The sequence below is a fragment of the Bacteroidota bacterium genome (genome assembly GCA_005882315.1).
Taxonomy (GTDB): domain Bacteria; phylum Bacteroidota; class Bacteroidia; order Chitinophagales; family Chitinophagaceae; genus VBAR01.
The window spans coordinates 1,355,238-1,375,040 of the sequence record VBAR01000001.1 but is presented as its reverse complement, the minus strand read 5'-3'; the positions used below and the strand labels follow the sequence as shown (position 1 = coordinate 1,375,040).

The window sequence follows — 19,803 nt, the reverse complement described above, 5'->3', positions numbered from 1 at the left end:
ATGTTTTTATTCTGTTCGCAATGATTTTACAGGATTTGCAATAGCTGCTTTGATAGCCTGGAAACTTATAGTTACAAAAGAAATAATAACAGCTATCAATGTTGTCATTGCAAAAACCTGCCATGTAATGGAAGTTTTATAAGCGAAATTTTGTAGCCATTTATTCATAGCATACAAAGCAAGAGGCGAAGCGATAATAACTGCTATCACAACCAGTTTCAGAAAATCTTTTGATAGCAGGGCAACCACTCCATATATACTGGCACCCAAAACTTTTCGGATACCTATTTCTTTTGTCCGTTGTTCTGCAGTGAATGTGGCTAAACCAAAAAGCCCCAGGCAGGAGATAATAATAGCAACGATGGTAAAATAATTGATCAGGTTTGCTTGCCTGTCATCCTTTTCATAATTTTTTTGAAAATCCTGGTCAAGGAACCCATATTCAAAAGGTTCGTTCGGGTTCAATTTTTTCCATGAAGATTCTAAAACAGATAAAGATTGCTTTATGTTACCTCCATTAGAATGCGCAATCATATAATTGAATCCTGCATCTGCATCGCTATAAAAACGAAATGCAAATGGTTCGATAGCTTCATGCAGATCTTTAAAATGAAAATCCTTTACAACTCCAATAATAGTAAATCGGTTTTGCTCGCCGTCCCAATCAGCAGCAAGCCATTTACCAATTGCATCCTGGGCAGAAGCAAAGCCGTATTCTTTAACAGCCCTCTCATTAATTACAAAACTTGTAAGCGTATCTGCTGCAAACTCTGAAGAAAACAATCTACCTGCTACCAGTTTAACTCCTAAGGTTTGTAAAAAACTATTATCAACAAGATTGATATGAACCTGTTTTGAATTATTCATTGTTTGCCCCTGTCGATACATTAACCAATCCTGCGGATTAAAAATTCCGGGATAAGACATTGATGTACCTATTGAGCTTATACTTGTATTATTAACAATGCTTCCTTTAAATGCCTGTACACTGCTTTTAGCAGTTGATGTTCTTAACGGAATAATAATTTGCTGATCTTTTTGGAAACCCAGGTCTTTTTTCTGCAAGTAAGTCATCTGTTTAGCGATCACTACAGATGCAATAATTAATACAATGGAAATGATAAATTGAAAAACAACCAGGCCTTTACGCAATGAAATAGCCGCAAGTGAATTGCTAAACTTTCCTTTTAATACTTTAATTGGTCTGAAAGAAGAAAGATAAAATGCAGGATAACTTCCTGCAAGCAGGCCGGTTATTATTGCAAGAAAAATAAATACAACTCCTAAGATTATTTTTTGTTCAACTGAAATGTTCAACGTTTTTCCGGAAACCTGTTCAAAAACTGGCAGTAAAAGAATAGTAAAGATCATTGCAAAGACCAATGCTATTCCGGCCATAATTAAAGATTCACCCAAGAATTGCCGGAGTAAAGAATTTTTCTGTGCCCCTAATACTTTTCTCACGCCAACTTCCGCAGCCCGTTTCGCCGAATTAGCTGTAGAAAGATTCATAAAATTGATACAAGCAATTAATAAGGTAAGTATAGCAATAGAACCAAGAATGAATAGAGTTGTTTTGCTACCGCTTTCTGTCGTGCTATTTTTTGATATGCCGGATAAATAAATATCCGGAACCGCTATAGTAAAATATTTTCTTTGTTTGCCGGTTTGCTGCAAATGGTCGCTAAGATGTCTTTGAATAAAATCAGGAAATTTTTGTTCCAGTTTTTTTGCATCATCTCCATTTTTTAATAACAGGTATGTATAGAACATATTGTTATTAGCTAGACTTGGGTTGTCATTTGCAAACCGATCCATTTGCCCACCCCTGAAAGACATAAAAAATCTCGCATCAAGATGCGATGGACCCTGGGGGTTTTTAAAAACTCCTGTTATTCTAAAACTTGTATCGCCATTGGTACTGCTGCTAATACGGATGATCTTATTAATAGCAGATTCACTTCCAAAAAGTCTATTGGCTATTTCTTCATTTATTACAACTGAGTTTGGTTCTATCAGTGCGGTTCTGGAATCTCCTTCTCTAAATTGATAACTCAGGATCTGAAAAAAATTGGAATCAGCTAAAAATCCTTTTGTTTCATATAATGATATTAATTTATCATCACCCGTTTTTACCTGAAGCAATGTTTTATCGTCTCTGAAAAGATTCAGTATTCTTGCAGAAGATTCTACTTCCGGGTATTCCTGTTGAAGCATTCTGCCCAATGGCCCGGAACTATTGCTTCCAGCCTCCTCAATTCCCTGGTCAATAAAAACAGTTCCTAAGCGGAAAATGCGATCGCCATTTTTGTGATACTTATCATAACTTATTTCATGATAGATATAGAGGGTTATAAGAATACAACAGGTAAGACCAATAGAAAGCCCGAAAACATTAATGAAAGAAAATACCTTGTTCTTCGCCAGGTTTCTCCATGCTATTTTCAAATAATTCTTTATCATGGCTAATTATTTATTCTGTTCTTAATGATTTCACCGGGTTTGCCAGCGCAGCTTTTATTGCCTGGAAACTGACTGTAATCAATGCAATCAATAAGGCGATTACACCTGCGACTATAAAAACCCACCATCCAATATTTATTCTAAACGCAAAATCCTGCAGCCATTTATCCATAGCCCACCAGGCCAATGGAAAAGCAAAGACTGCTGAAATGATAACAAGTTTTAGAAAATCTTTTGATAACATCGAAACCACATTTGTTATGGTAGCTCCCAGAACTTTTCTTACTCCAATTTCTTTTGTACGCTGCTCAGCCATATAAGTAGCCAACCCAAACAATCCAAGGCAAGCAATAAGAATTGCAATGATGGCAAGGCTTAATCCTAGTTTTCCGGTTCTTTGTTCCACTTTATACATATTATCAAATCCTTCATCCATAAACTGGTAACTGAACGGCATGCCTGGGGCCATTGCTTTCCATTTGCTTTCAACATTTCTAATTAAATCTTTAATGTTGGTTGTACTTATTTTAAATGCAGTTGCCCATCGGCTGTCTTCAAGCCTGAAAGACAACGGGCCAATTGTTTGTTTCATTGATTCAAAATGAAAATCTTTAACTACACCAATGATCTCCCGGTAGATCAGCTTTTGTGTCCCTGCGTTTTGGAAAAAAGTATACAGTTTTTTACCTATTGGATTATCAAAGCCCAACAACTTTGCAGCAGTCTCGTTTATAATAGTAGCATTAGAATCTGTTCCGAATTCTTTGGAAAAATTTCTACCGGTCTTTATTTCCATTCCCATCGTTGACAGGTAATCGTAATCTATCGCCCAAACCTGCATATTTAAACTGTTCTTCGAATCCATTACCGCTTCTTTGGAAAAACTGTTATCATTTCTTGCATAGCCGGATATAGGAATAAAGCCGGCAAATGTGCCGCTTTTAACTCCGGCCATTTTTTTTATTTCCTCTTTAAATGGAATAGCATTATTTCCAAGAGCATTTGTACCATTGATAATTAAAACCTGGTCTTTATTAAATCCCAGTCTTTTTGATTGTATATAATTCAACTGCCTGTAAACAACGATTGTTCCTATAATAAGAACAATGGATATAGTGAACTGACAAACAACCAGCACATTTCTGAGTGTACTTTTCCGAAAGCCTGCATTTACTTTTCCTTTTAAAACTGTGATCGGGTTAAACGATGAAAGGAAGAAGGCCGGATAGATGCCTGCTAGTAAACCAACAATTACAGGTAATAAAATAAGGAATGGGAGATACTTTAATTGCAGCAATGAAACCATGCTGAGCTCTTTTCCTGATACTTGATTGAACCATGAAATGCAAAGTGCAACCAGACCAAAAGCGATAAGTGTAGAGATAATTGTTGTTAAGATCGATTCACTTAAAAATTGTCTGACCAAAGCATTTTTCTCAGAGCCCATTACTTTTCTTATACCGATTTCCTTTGCCCTGCCGGATGAACGGGCTGTAGAGAGGTTCATGAAATTGACACAAGCAAGCAATAAAACAAACAAAGCGATCACCGAAAAAATATATACATTCTGGATGTTTCCGTTAACTCCCAGTTCGGGATAGCGATCGGATTTCAGATGAATATCCGTTAGCGGCATCAGGCTATAGTCCAGTTTATTGCCGGCTTTCCTAAAATCATCCATGGAATTGATCTGCATGAACTGCTTTGCTTCTGCCAGAATGTATTTGTTGATTATCTGATCAAAGTTTTTTTCAAACTCTTTGTAGTTAGTCCCGGGCTTTAAAACAATATAGGTTTGAAAATTATTGCTTAAATAGGTACCCCATTGATAGTCTACATTATCCATCGAGAAAATAAAATCAAAATTGAAATGAGAAGCTTTGGGAATATCTTTAATAACTGCTGTTATTTTATAAAGGGTTTTTGTGTGATCGTTTGTTTCAATATTTTTTCCAATTACATCTGTTGTTCCAAAATATTTTTTTGCCGTTGACTCAGTAACAACAACCGTGTTCGGTTCATTCAATGCCGTTTTTGTATCTCCTGCAACTGCCGGAAGTGTAAATACATTAAATAAAGTAGAATCGGCATGAGCTACATTAGTCTCTGTGATATATTCATTGCCTTTCTTTATGAGCTTATTGCCACTGGATGCATAAAAGCGGACATACTCTTCTACCTGCGGGTAATCTTTTTTCAGCATTGCCCCCATTGGGTCAGGTGATACAGCAAGGTGTAAATTATTTCCTCCAAAGACAATGTCAGCATCGATCCGGTAAATGCGGTTTGCTTTTTCATTGTACTTGTCATAACTCAGTTCATCTGCAACATACAGTGCAATTAAAATAAAACAGGCAAGACCCGATGCAAGCCCCATAATATTAATAGCCGAAAAACCTTTGTGTTTCCAAAGGTTTCTAAATGCGATCTTGAAATAATTTTTAAGCATGGCTATACTTTTAGACTATACTAATATATTCTCGGTCACAGTCTGACCGTCCAGCATCCGAACTATACGGTGACTGTATTTTGCATCATGTTCACTGTGTGTAACCATGATGATCGTTGTTCCTTGTTCATTCAGATCAGTAAGTAATTGCATCACATCATTACCATTTGATGAATCAAGATTTCCTGTAGGTTCATCTGCCAAAATGAGTTTGGGATTATTTACCACAGCTCTTGCTACAGCTACACGCTGTTGCTGACCACCACTTAGCTGCTGAGGATAGTGATTACGACGATGCATGATCTGCATCTTATCCAATACTTCTTCAACTCTTTTTTTACGTTCAGGTGCTTTGATGCCCGTATAAATTAAAGGCAGCTCTACATTTTCAAATACAGTCAACTCATCAATCAGGTTGAAGCTTTGGAAGACAAAACCGATATTTCTTTTACGCAGGTCGGCCCTTTTTCTTTCATTATACTTTGCCACTTCAGTGCCGTTGAAAACATAACTTCCGCCATCGGGATCATCTAACAGGCCCAATATGTTCAGCAAGGTGGATTTGCCACAACCCGAAGGACCCATGATGGCTAGAAACTCTCCTTCTTTAACATTCAATGAAAGTTTATTCAGTGCAACGGTTTCAACTTCTTCTGTTCTGTAATACTTTTCGAGGCTGGTGATATTAATCATACTTTATTTTTTAAAATGAATAACTGTTTTTAAATATTAAATAATTGTAACGGGAATATCTCTTCCGTTTTATTTTCAATGCATTTCTTTTTACTACAACATGTCGGAATTGTTTCTTTTTTAAAAGACTTGTTTGCTGTCCGGGAAGATGATGATGCTAGCAGTGTAATAACGGCCACAGCAAACACGAGAAATATTTTCATGGTTTATGGTTTTATTTTTTTAAAATGAGTTCCTGTATTGCGCCATAGTTTTCATAGCTGCTTGTTATTACTTTATCCCCCACCTGCAAGCCATTCAATACCTGGTAATAGTCGGGGCTTTGCATTCCTAATTGTATATCTACTTTATAAGCCCCTTTCCCATTTTCATTTACTTTAAAAATCCAGTTGCCGCCTGTCTGTTGGAAAAAACCACCTTTGGGTAATAGTATTGCTTCTACTTCATCACTCAACGCAAGACGTATCTGCAAGGTTTGACCACGACGCATTCCATCCGGAACAATGCCTTCAAATTCCATATCCACCTGGAAACGACCACTGATTACTTGTGTATAAACTTTTTTAATTTTCAGTTTATAATCTTTACCCGCTATTGTTACTTGTCCCATCAACCCGATAAAAATGCGGCTGATATAATGTTCATCTATATCGGCCCGTACTTTAAAGCCGCCGATAACATCCAATTGTCCCAGTCTTTCTCCTTTACTTTTTGATTGGCCTCTTTCCGCATCCAATGAGGTCAGCTGCCCATCAACAGGTGCTCTTACAATCAAGTCACCTACTTTTTTACGCATTACCTCCAATGCGTTTTGTGAACCTAAATAAGATTGTTTCGCCTGGTTAAGCTGCTGCACATTTGATGTTGAATCCTGGTGAAGTAATTGCTCAGACAATTTTTTCTTTTCAAGCAGGTAGTAATAATTGTTTTCTGATTGTTTGAATTCCTGCCCACCAATCACTTTTTGCTCATATAATTTTTTGTTGAGGATATAAATTCTTTCCGCCTCTTTCAGCTGGCTATTGGCATCAGTTAAACTATTCAAGCGGTTCACTGTATTTTGCTGTGCTGCATTTTGTGATATCTGCATTTGAGTTAAAAGATTATAAACAGCAGTTTGCTGGTTCACAAGACTCAACTCCAGGTCAGTATTTGATAACCGAAGAATTGGTTGATCCTTTTTCATTATTGCGCCATCTTCTACAAATTTTTCTTCTACTCTTCCTCCTTCCAACGCATCAAGATAAATTGTTGTAAGCGGCAGAACCGTTCCGTTTACGGGTATAAACTCCTGGAATGGACCTTTTTTAATCTCATTGATGGTGATCCGCTCGGTGTCCACATTCAACCGGCTCTTGCCTGACGTAAAGTAAATAGCCGCCGCTATCAATAACACAAGTGCAGTAATACCGCCGATAGTTAGAAGGCGTTTGGTACTCCAGGTCTTTTTTTCAATTACTCTATCCATAAATTTTTTTCTGAAAATTATTTATCGCTAATCTGGTGTAACGAAAAAATCATCCTGTTTGTAACAACAGGATGAAAATTTCATGGCTACACTTACATGAGAAAATCAAATTTGCTTCTCTTAGCTTTCAAAGCTGTGCCAGTCTCTGAAGCCTATGGGTATCAATGAATTAATCAACGGAAAGTTTCGTAGTTGTACGGAATCGATACACACAGTGTTCGATTATGATACACCAGGCATAAGCCAATGAAAATAAAATTTTTATTACCATGCAATTGTATTTTTGGCATGAAGATGTGATGGTATAAAAAAATATTGATGATTCTTAAAAACGCTTCCATATTAGTAATAGATGATGACACGGATGTGCTTACTGCCGTGCGACTTTTATTAAAAACAGAAGTAAGGGAAGTGCTGATTGAAAAAAACCCCGAAACTATCCGTTCAACCCTGCCCAAAAAAGAATTTGATCTCGTATTGCTGGACATGAACTTCAACAGCACCATCAACACAGGTAATGAAGGTATTTTTTGGCTGAAAAAAATAAAAGAGCTAGCCCCGCAAACGGCAGTGATCATGATCACTGCATATGGAGATATTGATCTGGCCGTTCGTTCATTGAAAGAAGGTGCATCCGATTTTGTAATTAAACCCTGGCATAATGAACGATTGCTGGAAACAATACGTGAAGCCTTGAAACGAAAATCAGGAACTTCACAAACCAATATTTCATCTTCTGATTCTATTATCGGTACTGAACTGCTTGGTGAATCGGAGCCTATGCAGGATATTTTTAAGAAAATAGAAAAGGTAGCGCCTACAGATGCAAATATTTTAATACTCGGTGAAAACGGAACAGGTAAAGACCTTGTAGCACAGGCTATTCATCAAAGGTCATTGCGGGCAAAAGGCCCGTTTGTAAAAACAGATGTAGGTTCATTGACAGAAACATTGTTTGAGAGTGAACTCTTCGGTTACCGCAAAGGAGCTTTCACCGATGCAAAAGAAGACAGAACAGGAAGAATTGAATCAGCAAACGGCGGCACTTTGTTTTTAGATGAAATCGGAAATATCTCCCTGCACCAGCAGGCAAAGTTGCTGACTGTTTTACAAAACAGGCAGGTCACAAGACTAGGAACAAATCAGCCTGTTCCAGTTGATATCCGTTTGGTTTGTGCCACCAATGTTCCGTTTGCAGAACTGGCAAATGAAAACCGTTTCCGGAAAGATCTGATCTATCGCATCAACACGGTTGAAATAACAATTCCACCATTAAGAAAAAGGACCTCAGACATTCCGCTGCTGGCAAAATATTTCATGAAACAATATGCAGCCAAGTATTTTAAGCCTGAACTCCAGTTGGATAGTAGCGCATTAAATAAACTCAGTCAATACCATTTTCCTGGTAATGTAAGGGAGCTGCAGTATACGATTGAACGAGCTGTTATCATGTGTGAAGACGAAGTTATTAGCGATGTAGACCTGATCTTTTCACCACTGGAAACTTTGCCGGATACCAGAAATGAAAATGCTGATATGCGATTGAGTACGGTTGAAAGAAATGCAATCATGAGAGTAATAGAAAAACATAATGGTAATATAACAAGGGCAGCTAAAGAATTGGGATTAACAAGAACTGCTTTATACAGAAGACTAAGTAAGTATGACATATAAAAAGTATGAAATACGATTATTGATAAAAGTGATATTGCTTTTTGCAGTGTTAACGGGTGCCGCATGGCTGATGGTAAGTAATTATTACCTGTACATGGGTTTGCTGGCCCCGGTAATTATTATACAGATGTACGATATCTACCGCATGCTGAAAAAAGCACAGGATGAAGTAAGAGAATTTGTGGAGTCTGTTCATTACCGTGATTTTTCCAGGTATTTTAATGTAAAACAGGCGCCATCGGAACTACAACCACTACGAGCTGGGTTTAATGAGATCAATAGTACTTTCAAAGTGATCAGCCGGGAAAAGGAAATGCAATATGTATACCTGCAAAAAATTCTTGAACTGGTAGATACTGGAATTATCTCTTACGAAACAGAAAGCGGTGAATTGAACTGGATGAATGATACATTCAAAAGAATGATGGATATCCCTTACCTGAAAACAATTCATTCGCTGGAAAAAAGAGATGCATCTCTTTACGAATCTATAATTGCAATTCGTCCTGGTGAAACTAGAGTGGTTACTATTTCAAAAGAAAACAGGCAGGTAAAAATATTGCTGGCGGCTACCATGTTTCAAACAGAAGGGAAAATAAATAAAGTAATTGCTTGCCAGAATATTAATGAAGCCCTTGACGAAACAGAAGCAAAGGCCTGGCAAAAACTGCTGAGTGTAATGACACATGAGATCATGAATTCAGTCGCCCCCATTTCATCATTGGCCGGTACTTTAAAAAACAGGTTACTCCAAACAGCAGTAGTTGAAAGTGGCACTGAACGGGATGATCTTGAACTCGGTCTGGAAACCATTAAGCGGCGTAGTGAAGGTCTTTTAAAATTTGCAGAGACTTATCGCAACCTGAATAAGATCACAACACCCAATCTAAAGAAAGTACTTGTTCGGGATCTATTTGAAAATCTGCATACACTGATGCAGCCAACACTGACTCAAAAAAATATTGAACTTGAAGTAATACTTAAAGATCCGGGGCTAATGATCGAGGTTGATATAAATTTGATCGAACAGGTGCTGATAAATTTATTGATCAATGCGCTGGAGGCTGTCAAAGAAAAAACTAATCCGCGGATTGTGTTATCAGCTGTGCAGGAAAATACCAAAGTATTAATTAAGGTGGCTGATAATGGCGTTGGAATACCCGATGAATTACTGGATAGGATTTTTATCCCTTTCTTCAGTACTAAAAAAAGCGGCAGCGGGATCGGCCTTAGCCTTTGCAAACAAATAATGCTGCTACATAAAGGAAATATTCAGGTACACAGTAAGGAAAATGAAGGCAGCGCTTTTGTACTGAAATTTTAAAATAAAAAAGTCCCGCCATAGCAGGACTTACTAACCCAGTAATTTTTTTCTTAGTAAAAGAATTGTTCACTTACAATTTTTCCATCCTTTACTCCATACACTGCAATCTCATCCATTTTTACTCTACCGGCACCCTTCATAGTCACATCCATTCCCATTCCTACACTGAAGAAATTTCCGCCCACTACCGGAGGGGTAGAATAACCACCATGCATTTCTTCCACCATCTTGTTAAAAGCTTCGCCTTTAGCTTTAACAGCAGTTAACCCTGCTGCATTACTCATTCCCATTGCAACACCGTGTGGGGGTTCAATGCTAACCGAATCATCACTGAACAATTCCGCCTGAATTTCGGCCCACTGGCCTGATTGCGCCAGTTCGTTAAAACGGTTGGCTACTTCCTGGGTTGTCATTACCGCAGATTCTGTTGTTGGCATAGTTATAAAATTTAAAAGTTTAAAAAATGGACAGAGAAACTACGAAAGTTTTACCGCTGAAAAAATTAAATAATTATGAACACAAAAATTTACCGGATGAGTGTAGTTTTATCGTTATTACTAAAAGTTAGCTATTGAGATCCCTTGTACTCTTTTTTTGTTGCTGGCTTGCCGGATGTGCGGTGAGTAAAAATCCACTGCGTAAAGAAATAAAGCAATTACAAAAAGGTATTATTAAAGATGATACCAGTTATGTATATGCCTTGCCGTTTGAAAAAAATAAAGCTAAATTTCTTGTACAAGGTTATTTCGGTAAATACACACATAAAGAAAGAGCGGCGCTGGATTTTAAAATGAAAAAAGGAACAAAGATCCTCGCAGCAAGAGATGGTATTGTTACAAGGGTAAAAGAAGATGGTGATAAAGGCGGATGGAACAGTAAATACCGGCAGTATGGGAATAATATTATCATTCAACATGCCGATAATTCAAGAAGTGGTTATTGGCATATACAAAAAGATGGTGCATTCGTAAATGTAGGGGATACCGTAAAAAAAGGACAGCTCATCGCATTAAGCGGAAATACCGGCTATACGGCATTTCCTCATTTGCACTTTATCGTATGGCGATCAGATAGCAGAGGTCAATGGCAAATGATACCAACAAGATTTGAAACTTCAAAAGGAATAAAATACCTGCGTGCCTGGAAATGGTACCGGAATAAAAAATGACCTCTCATACAATACTATGCTGCCTTCCCATCCATTTGTTTCAAATATTTCTTCCTGTTGCCTAAAATTTCATTCCCTAATCTCAGTGTCTCTTTTACCAAAACATCAAAATCGCTTTTTACTGAGCGATGATTAACATTGGCTACTCGTAGACAAAAAGCTCCATTGATCTTTGTATAAGATGGCGCAGCAATACCCTGTTCCTGTAATTGAATCAATATTTCTTTATTGATATCATTCAGTTGTTCTGCATCATACAATCCGGGATTAAAACGAAAACAAACAATATTCATATTTGCCGGCGCCATTAATTGAAGTAGTAGATCATTTGAAACCAGGTCTTTTAAATATTGTGCTTGCTGTATATTTTGCCTGATCAGTCTTTCAAATTTTTCAATTCCGTGTTCTTTCAGGCTCATCCATATTTTTAATGCTTTAAATCCTCTTGATAAATCAATTCCAAAATTAGATGTCAATTCAGGTCCTGCTGCGATGCCTCGTTCATAGTTATGTATATAATCGGGTTGTAAAGCAAAAGCACTTCGGTGAGCTTTAGCATCCTTTACCAGTACAACTCCTGCTTCATAAGGAACCGACATCCATTTATGTAAATCAAAAGCAATACTGTCAGCAAACTCAAGACAATCCAGCCGATCTTTATACTCAGGTAATAACTTTAATAATGCACCAAATGCCCCATCAACATGCATCCATAAATTTTGTTTACAGCATACCCAGAAAATTTTATCCAACGGATCAATTGCGCCTGTATTAACGGTACCGACATTAGCCACTACACAAAAAGGAATGATTCCTTCTTCTTTATCTTTTTTGATCAGTTTTTCAAGATGAACAACATCCATCTCAAATTTTTCATTCACGTTTACTTTTCTTACACCATCAGCTCCTATACCGATTACTTCCGCTGCTTTCTGAATACAACTATGTGTTTCAGTTGATGCATAAATAACCATCTTTTTTTGCCCCGTAATACCTCGTTTTCTTATTTTATCATTTACCGCATTTCTTGCAACAATGAGAGCTGTAAGATTTGCAACTGATGCACCGCTTACGAGCATGCCGCTGCTATCTGCTGGAAAATTCATCATTTGTTTACACCAATCTATTACCTGCTGATCAACATACATAGGCGCCTGATCACCGATACCAACATTGCAATTCATTCCTGCCGCCAGCATTTCAGCAAGCATAGCTTGTGCACTGCCGGTACCCATCACCCAACTCCAGTACCGCGGATGAATATTTCCGAGGTAATGAGGAAGTATGTTCTGCTTGAAGTCATCATATACTTTATTCAGCCTCATTGGTGATTGAGGTATTTCCTTTTTAAAATTGTTTTTTACAGTTTCTGTTGGTTGTGTCCATACCGGTTTTTCCCTGATCGTTTGTAAAAAGCCGATCATATCATTTACCATTTGTACACCCAACAATTTTAGTTCATCCCAATTAACAGGATCAAGTGTCTCTTCGGGTTGGGGCAAAATTTCATGCTTTTGAGTTTGCATATCAATTTGAATTTGCAGTTAAGAAATTATTTTGGATTTTCTCATCATCTTCCTTATTCAGCCATTTTAATAGCGTTACCCACAAAGTTGATTTCATTGTAACATAAAAAAAATCAATATGCCCGACTTTTTTTACACCTATGTCTTTTGGATTCATATGTCGCCAGGTAATGAATGCGTTTGCAAAATGGTTCAATAACTCTTTTACAGCTCTCGGCGGGCAATGCCAGTCATCCGTAAATGTGTAAACAAGTATTGGCACATTAAGCTTCCTGTAATTATTATCAGGGAATGCATCAAATAGTCCGTTCGGATTATCACACCAGTTAGCCATCTCACTGTATACTCCTCTCGGTAACCTTTCCCGCTTTCTTGAACGGTCTCGTGGTACATATCCCAACAGCCAGCTTAATGTCCTGTTTTTTATTTTAGAGAACTTAAGCAAGACCCGGTGGTGCCAGGGCCACAACTTCTCACATGAGAGTGCACTGCTTACCAGAACTATTCGGTTTACATATTGACTCGCGGGAGCCAACCCAATAATCTCTCCACCCATACAATGTCCTGCATAAATAATCTCGCAGTTCGGATACTGTTGTTTTACATGCAGTAACACAGCATTGATATCCTGTACTGCCCATTGATGCATACTCGCTACATACCCATTCAATTTTTGTGGCGCAGATTTTCCAACGCCTCGATAATCAAATGAAATAACGGTGTAGCCATGTTGCCGGAAAAAGCAAGCAAATAAATGATAGTATTCGTGTGTTAATCCTACTCCCGATCCAATAACAAGAACTTTTGAATTGCTTTTTTCAGGTGTATAAGAACTGATCCAGATCCTTGTTCCATCATTGGTACGTATCGTAATATTTGAGGGCATATTCTATTCATCTTTTGTATTACTAATCATCAGCATACAAATTTTAGATGAATAAAGTTGTGCTAAAACACTGTTTTATTGAACACCCGTTATTACTTGAGTGAATGAACTGTATTATGAGTGCCGGCTGGGATTATGCTAGCATATTCATCAGCTCTTCTTTCCGGTTTTTTGAAACTGGTATCCGCATTTTATTTTCCATAACTAGATAACCGCCATCGCCGCGAATAAATTCTTTTACAAAATTAAGATTGATAAGATGCGAGTTGTGTGGGCGGAAAAAATTAAAAGGTATAAGCATATCTTCAAACTCTTTCAGTGTTTTTGATATTACTCTTTTTCTCCCTTCAGAAAGATATACATTGGTGTAATTACTGTTGGCTTCACAAACAATGATCTCCTGCGGGTCAACAAACTCAATACTTTCTTTTGAAGCCAATGCAATTTTTCCCCGCTTACCTTTTCTTTCTGCCTGTACATTATTCAGTAACGCTTCAATTTGTATTGGCGGGATCCTTTGATTTGCTTTTTTTAAATGTTTATCAATCGCCTCTTTTAATTCTTTGTTCTGAACAGGTTTCAATAGATAATCGAGTGCACTAAACTTTACGGCCTGTATTCCAAAATTGTCATAGGCTGTTGTAAAAATTACATCGAAAGAAATATCATGACCCAATTCCTCCAGCACATCAAAACCCGTTAACATCGGCATTTCAATATCAAGAAATAAAAGATTGGGCGGGTTTTGCTTTAAATAACTTACCCCTTCGGCCGGGCTATCGAAAGAAGCCAATACTGTTACATCGGGACAATAATTTTCAAGCTTCCACTTCAGTGTGACGATGCTGTCTTTTTCGTCATCTATAATTACTGCTTTTATCATAAAAAAGATTTCTGTGTTTATACCGGTATTACCAATTCTACTTTTGTTCCTTTTGATTCACCTTGCTCATTTTCTACATCCTCTATACGAACAGAAGCATTTATGTTATACAATTTATTAATGATCTCTATACGATCCTGTGTTATCTGCATTCCCATCGATCGTTTGTGATTAGTATGTTTCTGTGCTTTCAGTTCTGCCGCTTTTTTTCTGCCAATACCATTATCATTCACAACACATAAAAGGTTATCGTCTCTTTTTGTCAGCTGAATTTCCACTTTACCTTCCTCGCCATTTGATTTATGCATCAACCCATGCCAGATCGCATTCTCCACATAGGGCTGTATCAGCATAGGTGGTATTACTGTTGCGGCCGAATCTATGTTCTCATCTACATTTATCGAATAGCTGAATTTATTTTTGAATCGCAGGCTTTCCATTTGCAGGTAAAGATCCAAGGCTTCCAGTTCATCTTTCAGGCTGATATAGTTCGATCTGGAGTTTTGTAATATCAGCCGCATCAGCCGTGCAAAATTGTTTAAATATTCTGATGCTTTTTTTGATTCGTTGCGAATAATATAACTATCAATTGAATTTAAACTATTAAATAAAAAATGCGGATTCATTTGCGCCAGCAATGCACTCATCTCCACATTCGCCAATTTCTTTTCATACTCCGATTTTAATCTTTGTTTTTTCCTGATCTGCCCGATCCTGTAGCGATAAAACGAATACACCGCCAATACAATAAGCAATATTGCTCCTATACGAAACCACCACGTTTGCCAAAAGGGGGTACTAATATGTATCGGTAGTTCGAGTATTTTCTCATTCCATATACCCTCATTATTGGCTGCCTGCAACTGGAAAACATAATCTCCTCCCGGTACGTTGGTATAATTTGCAAATCGTCTTGTGGTAGGTTCAGACCAGTTATCAAATCTGCTGAGACGGAACCTGAATTTCACATCAGCGGGCATGGTATAGGCAATAGACGAAAACCCGATAGAGAAAAAGTTCTTCTTATATTTTAACTGAAGTGGTTTGCCTCTCTCTAAATCAGGATAGGGTTGATTCAGTACATCTATTTCTGAAATATAAGGCAACGGTATTTCAGTATTTCTTTTGAGCTCTGCCGGATCAGCAATAGTTATTTCATTCCGGCCGCCAAAAATCATTTCCCCTGAGGGGAGAAATGAAAAATGAAAAAATTCAGCATCCCTGGCTCCGTATTTAAAATCATATGTTATAAATGAAAGATTATCTGCTCTTATTTTTACCAGCTCTCTTAATGTATGGCCCCACACATCTCCGTTTTTATCTCTTGCCAGACGCTGTATATCTCCTTCTATTCCTTTATCCCTGATATTAATTTTATACACTATCCCTTTTTCAGGATCGGCTGCGTTTGCATATCCAATCCATCCGTCGGCACTGCTTACCCATACTTTTCCATTCCTGTCTTCTGCAAATGAATTGGCAATTGGAAGACTCTTTACTTCGTTTCCAGTATAAAAAAAACTTACAATTTTATCTTTCGCTGCATAATAGACACCGAAACCGCCCTGTCGCTGAAACCAGATATTACCCCTGCTATCTTCATAAAGATTCAATAACCTGTTAAGCGGCCCTATTGTATCACCAGATAGTGTTTCATTTTTATAATTGACATACTTGTTTGTTTGCGGATTCCATTTTGTAAGGCCACATGTATTATCACTCATCCATACTATACCGTTACGGGCAGCCAGTATATCACCTCTTCGGGTTGGCGAAAAAGGTTCCCCGATATCAACCTTTTTGATTGTATTTCTATTTGCTGAATACCGGAAAATGCCCTTATCCGATGAAATAACATACTCTCCCGGTGAAAACTGGACAAATCCTTTTACTGCATTTCTTTCCCGTAAAAAATTTTCCTTATTTGGAAATTCTGTCTTAGCCCATGTCTTTTTTGTTTTATCAAAAACATACAGCCCATCTGTGACACGGGGGCAAACTGTTATTTTATCCCCTGTATTATCCGGAATAATATAAAATGCAAATGCCCAGTCGGGTTTACTAAGTGGCTTGAATGAATAAGAAGAAAACTGCTGCAACACAGGATCTAAATAGCTTAGCCCGTTTACATCTGAATACCATACCCTGTCTGCCTCATCTATAAACACGATTGAATACAATTGTAAATTATCGGGGTCATTGAATTTATACCAGGTGATATCTTTCAGCCGCGTATCATAAACAGCTAACCCAATAAGAGTGGAAATCCATATCTCATGGTCACTTTTTCTTATCAGGGTACCAATTACAGATTTCATAAACAGTTTTCCTGTTTTACTCTTTACTTCTATAGGTGTAAAGGTTTTAGTAACCGGATCAAACACATTTACACCTGCTGCCCAACTACCAACATACAACTTGCCATCATCATGGTGGTATAAACGACGGAATGCATTTAATGCGACCTGGTAATCTTTACTGGGATGCTGAAAAGTGAATAACTCAACATTACCCGTATACTTATTGATCTGCTGGAGCCCCGCTGCAGTACCAGCCCAGATTATTGAATCATTTGTATTTGATTCAATAATATTCAGGATGGCATTGGACGTACCTAATGCCGGTATTAATGGTGGATACTTGCCGGGGGGAATAGAAAAAAAATGAAAATTATCTTTTGCCTCGTCATAAAACGCAACACCCCTATATGATGTACCAATCCAGATCTTTCCTGATTTATCACGATACAAGGCACTGACATTCTGATCAAATCTTTTTTTAATTGAATCCGTTTTCCCTTTGGTAGTAAGTTGGTAATGACGGAAGGTATAGTTAGTAGTATTGAGTATAGAAATGCCTTGCCTGGTACCTATCCATATTCTGTCTTTTAAAGGAAGAACGACAGTACTAAAATTATCCATCAATGAGTGTACTAAATCCTTGCCCTCTTTGAAAACTCTTACCTGTAGCCCATCAAACCGGCACAGGCCTTCTTCTGTGGCAATCCAGATAAAGCCATCTTCGCCTTTAGCCATGTCACGGTTTTCATTTACCGGCAGGCCATTTTCTCTTGTTATCTGAACAGCCTTTTCAAATTTATACTGAGCTTCAGCTACAAAAGCCATAAATAAATTTATAGCAGTCAGAAAAAATATAAACTTCCTGATTATCATTTAAGGGGTTTACTTGCCAGAAATAAATTACAACTTTTATTACAAATCGATTTTCTCAACTGTAACTAACTTCTTTTTTTCCTGGTTTACAAGAGCAAATGATTAAAATAGTCTTTGTCTTGAGCCGCCGACGGCTTATCCTGAGTAACGATTTTATACACGGTTATCCGGTAAGTCTCCCGTTTTAAAAACGGCCTTCTCAAAATACGATTATATCCATGCAAGTAAAAACCTATTGTACTCATCTGCTGTTTTAATAGGTCGGGCACGGATGTAATCTTGTGGGAACAAAAAGATAGCTGTGAAAACAAATATTAAGTCTGCAGGAAACAGAGCGGTGATAGCATTTCTGCTGGTAATGATATCGTTTGTATACGGATACACATATCAGAAGTTGGAGGAAAAGCCGGGAACTAATATTAATAAAGAGGAAGAAAAAAAAGAACATATTCCTGACACTATCGATGCTATACGACTAAACAGATTTTAAATTTTTAATTATAGAACCTTAACCATTAAACTTTATTGTATGAAAAGATCTCTTGTTCTCATGTATGGATTGATCTCTTATCTCTTATTCTTCGGCACTTTTCTTTATGCTTTTGGATTTGTGGGCAACTTGTTTGTTCCAAAATCTATTGATGGAGCACCGCAGGTTCCTTTATTAACTGCAATAGTTGTCAATGCTGCTTTACTACTGGTATTTGCACTGCAGCATAGTATTATGGCAAGACCTGCCTTTAAAAAATGGTGGACAAAGATTATTCCTGAACCTGCTGAACGGAGCACCTATGTCTTGCTTTCAAGCCTTTGCCTGCTTTTATTAGTATGGCAATGGCAACCGATGGGTGGTTTTGTGTGGGTTATCGAAAGCCCGGTTATCAAAACGATTTTAACTGTATTATTCATTACCGGCTGGTTGATTGTATTGCTCAGCACTTTTATGATCAACCATTTTGACCTGTTTGGTTTGCGCCAGGTTTGGTTTTATTTCACTGGTAAAAAATATGAACCACTTCGTTTTCGTATCCCGTTTTTTTATAAGTATGTTCGTCATCCGCTTTACCTGGGTTGGTTGATCGCTTTTTGGGCAACACCTGTAATGTCTGCAGCACATTTGTTGTTTGCGATACTTACCACAGGTTATATTTTCACTGCTATCTGGTTTGAAGAAAGAGACCTGGTTACACATTTTGGCAGTAAATACAGTGAGTATAAAAAGAAAGTACCGATGATATTTCCAACCGGTGATAAGAATGCTGCCTAAATTTTAGTTTATGAAAAAAATACTCTCTAAGCCTTTTTTTCAGAAATACGGAAGGAAAGCATTGGTAATTTATTTGTGCTGGTGTGTAGTGAAAGGACTCGTTTTATTAATTCTCGGATTTAAGCTGTTTGGCTAATGATAGAATACCACAAAAGAAAAGCTACGCAATATGCGTGGCTTTTTTATTTATGTTTACAAAAAATAAGAATTGAGTTTACTGGAAATCTGGAAAGAGCTTATTAATAATATACAGCATACAAAGCCCTTGGAGTGGATAAGTACTGTTACGCAAATTGCAAGTGTGTGGTATGCCCGGAAAAATAATGTGCTGGTTTATCCAACAGGGATCATTGGGGTTTTGCTGGCTGCATATCTATATTATTTTGACTCCAACCCTCCTTTATATGCAGACGGATCATTAAATATTTATTATTTCCTGATGAGTGTTTATGGCTGGTATAATTGGGTAAAGAAAAAAGATGCCGAACATTATACCTACCCCATCAGTTGGTGTACAAAATCGCAATTAGCTTTCGGCATTGGCTTCTTTCTTTTCTTCTGGGGAGTAATTTATTTTGTACTTACAAAATTTACAGATAGCAATACTCCCTTTCTCGATTCGTTAGTTTCATCATCAGCAATAACGGCTATGTGGTGGATGGCTAAAAGAAAAGTGGAAAACTGGCTGGCATGGATCTTTAGTAATATCGTTGCTATCCCATTAAATTTTTACAAGCATTACTACCTGTTTACCTTAATGTATATTCTTTTCCTTGCTATGGCCTGGTGGGGTTATGTCGAATGGAAGAAACAGGTTGAAAAAAAATAA

At 37.5% G+C, this 19,803-nt stretch carries 14 protein-coding genes; 5 read left to right on the top strand and 9 right to left on the bottom strand.

Translation table 11 applies throughout. The features are described 5' to 3' along the window. Positions 1-6: 6 nt before the first annotated feature. From E6H07_05710 to E6H07_05695, 4 genes are all read right to left on the bottom strand, one after another. Positions 7-2,463: an FtsX-like permease family protein gene (locus E6H07_05710; GenBank protein TMI65417.1), complete on the bottom strand. Its 2,457-nt coding sequence runs from the start codon at positions 2,461-2,463 to the stop codon at positions 7-9. A gap of 10 nt (positions 2,464-2,473) precedes the next feature. After that, positions 2,474-4,912, bottom strand: a complete 2,439-nt coding sequence (locus E6H07_05705; protein TMI65416.1) for an FtsX-like permease family protein — start codon at positions 4,910-4,912, stop codon at positions 2,474-2,476. Positions 4,913-4,927: 15 nt separating this feature from the next. Further along, positions 4,928-5,605 (bottom strand): ABC transporter ATP-binding protein, encoded by a 678-nt coding sequence (locus E6H07_05700; GenBank protein TMI65415.1) that lies wholly within the window; start codon positions 5,603-5,605, stop codon positions 4,928-4,930. 214 nt (positions 5,606-5,819) lie between these two features. Beyond that, complete coding sequence (locus E6H07_05695; GenBank protein ID TMI65414.1) at positions 5,820-7,073, bottom strand: HlyD family efflux transporter periplasmic adaptor subunit; 1,254 nt, start codon at positions 7,071-7,073, stop codon at positions 5,820-5,822. Positions 7,074-7,391: 318 nt separating this feature from the next. On the opposite strand from E6H07_05695, the gene E6H07_05690 reads away from it, so the two are divergent. After that, positions 7,392-8,747, top strand: coding sequence for a sigma-54-dependent Fis family transcriptional regulator (locus tag E6H07_05690; GenBank protein TMI65413.1), 1,356 nt, complete (start codon positions 7,392-7,394; stop codon positions 8,745-8,747). Further along, positions 8,737-10,071: a HAMP domain-containing histidine kinase gene (locus tag E6H07_05685; protein ID TMI65412.1), complete on the top strand. Its 1,335-nt coding sequence runs from the start codon at positions 8,737-8,739 to the stop codon at positions 10,069-10,071. Before E6H07_05690 ends, E6H07_05685 begins: the two co-directional genes overlap by 11 nt. Before the next feature lie 50 nt (positions 10,072-10,121). On the opposite strand, the gene E6H07_05680 is transcribed toward E6H07_05685, so the two are convergent. After that, positions 10,122-10,484: a nuclear transport factor 2 family protein gene (locus tag E6H07_05680; GenBank protein TMI66473.1), complete on the bottom strand. Its 363-nt coding sequence runs from the start codon at positions 10,482-10,484 to the stop codon at positions 10,122-10,124. Between the two features lie 158 nt (positions 10,485-10,642). On the opposite strand from E6H07_05680, the gene E6H07_05675 reads away from it, so the two are divergent. After that, positions 10,643-11,239, top strand: a complete 597-nt coding sequence (locus tag E6H07_05675; protein TMI65411.1) for a M23 family metallopeptidase — start codon at positions 10,643-10,645, stop codon at positions 11,237-11,239. Positions 11,240-11,253: 14 nt separating this feature from the next. Here the strand turns inward: E6H07_05675 and E6H07_05670 are convergent, their stop codons facing one another. The 4 genes from E6H07_05670 to E6H07_05655 form a co-directional block, all read right to left on the bottom strand. Continuing rightward, positions 11,254-12,765 carry an aminotransferase class V-fold PLP-dependent enzyme gene (locus E6H07_05670; GenBank protein ID TMI65410.1) on the bottom strand — a complete coding sequence of 504 codons (1,512 nt, stop codon included), beginning with the start codon at positions 12,763-12,765 and terminating at the stop codon, positions 11,254-11,256. A 1-nt stretch (position 12,766) separates the two neighbouring features. After that, complete coding sequence (locus E6H07_05665) at positions 12,767-13,651, bottom strand: alpha/beta fold hydrolase (protein ID TMI65409.1); 885 nt, start codon at positions 13,649-13,651, stop codon at positions 12,767-12,769. A gap of 133 nt (positions 13,652-13,784) precedes the next feature. After that, entirely contained in the window at positions 13,785-14,534 is a 750-nt protein-coding gene (locus E6H07_05660) for a response regulator transcription factor (GenBank protein TMI65408.1), read from the bottom strand. A 17-nt stretch (positions 14,535-14,551) separates the two neighbouring features. After that, positions 14,552-17,707: a hypothetical protein gene (locus tag E6H07_05655; protein TMI65407.1), complete on the bottom strand. Its 3,156-nt coding sequence runs from the start codon at positions 17,705-17,707 to the stop codon at positions 14,552-14,554. A gap of 529 nt (positions 17,708-18,236) precedes the next feature. On the opposite strand from E6H07_05655, the gene E6H07_05650 reads away from it, so the two are divergent. Both E6H07_05650 and E6H07_05645 read left to right on the top strand, forming a co-directional pair. Next, entirely contained in the window at positions 18,237-18,974 is a 738-nt protein-coding gene (locus tag E6H07_05650; protein ID TMI65406.1) for an isoprenylcysteine carboxylmethyltransferase family protein, read from the top strand. A 208-nt stretch (positions 18,975-19,182) separates the two neighbouring features. Continuing rightward, a complete protein-coding gene (locus tag E6H07_05645; GenBank protein ID TMI65405.1) occupies positions 19,183-19,803 on the top strand; it encodes a nicotinamide mononucleotide transporter in 621 nt (206 codons plus the stop codon).

What these genes read in the sequence shown, in the direction of transcription:
- E6H07_05680 (TMI66473.1), bottom strand. Translation starts at nt 10,484, where the DNA reads ATGACAACCCAGGAAGTAGCCAACCGTTTTAACGAACTGGCGCAATCA.
- E6H07_05650 (TMI65406.1), top strand. Translation starts at nt 18,237, where the DNA reads ATGAAAAGATCTCTTGTTCTCATGTATGGATTGATCTCTTATCTCTTA.
- E6H07_05655 (TMI65407.1), bottom strand. Translation starts at nt 17,707, where the DNA reads ATGATAATCAGGAAGTTTATATTTTTTCTGACTGCTATAAATTTATTT.
- E6H07_05665 (TMI65409.1), bottom strand. Translation starts at nt 13,651, where the DNA reads ATGCCCTCAAATATTACGATACGTACCAATGATGGAACAAGGATCTGG.
- E6H07_05705 (TMI65416.1), bottom strand. Translation starts at nt 4,912, where the DNA reads ATGCTTAAAAATTATTTCAAGATCGCATTTAGAAACCTTTGGAAACAC.
- E6H07_05685 (TMI65412.1), top strand. Translation starts at nt 8,737, where the DNA reads ATGACATATAAAAAGTATGAAATACGATTATTGATAAAAGTGATATTG.
- E6H07_05690 (TMI65413.1), top strand. Translation starts at nt 7,392, where the DNA reads ATGATTCTTAAAAACGCTTCCATATTAGTAATAGATGATGACACGGAT.
- E6H07_05660 (TMI65408.1), bottom strand. Translation starts at nt 14,534, where the DNA reads ATGATAAAAGCAGTAATTATAGATGACGAAAAAGACAGCATCGTCACA.
- E6H07_05695 (TMI65414.1), bottom strand. Translation starts at nt 7,073, where the DNA reads ATGGATAGAGTAATTGAAAAAAAGACCTGGAGTACCAAACGCCTTCTA.
- E6H07_05670 (TMI65410.1), bottom strand. Translation starts at nt 12,765, where the DNA reads ATGCAAACTCAAAAGCATGAAATTTTGCCCCAACCCGAAGAGACACTT.
- E6H07_05700 (TMI65415.1), bottom strand. Translation starts at nt 5,605, where the DNA reads ATGATTAATATCACCAGCCTCGAAAAGTATTACAGAACAGAAGAAGTT.
- E6H07_05710 (TMI65417.1), bottom strand. Translation starts at nt 2,463, where the DNA reads ATGATAAAGAATTATTTGAAAATAGCATGGAGAAACCTGGCGAAGAAC.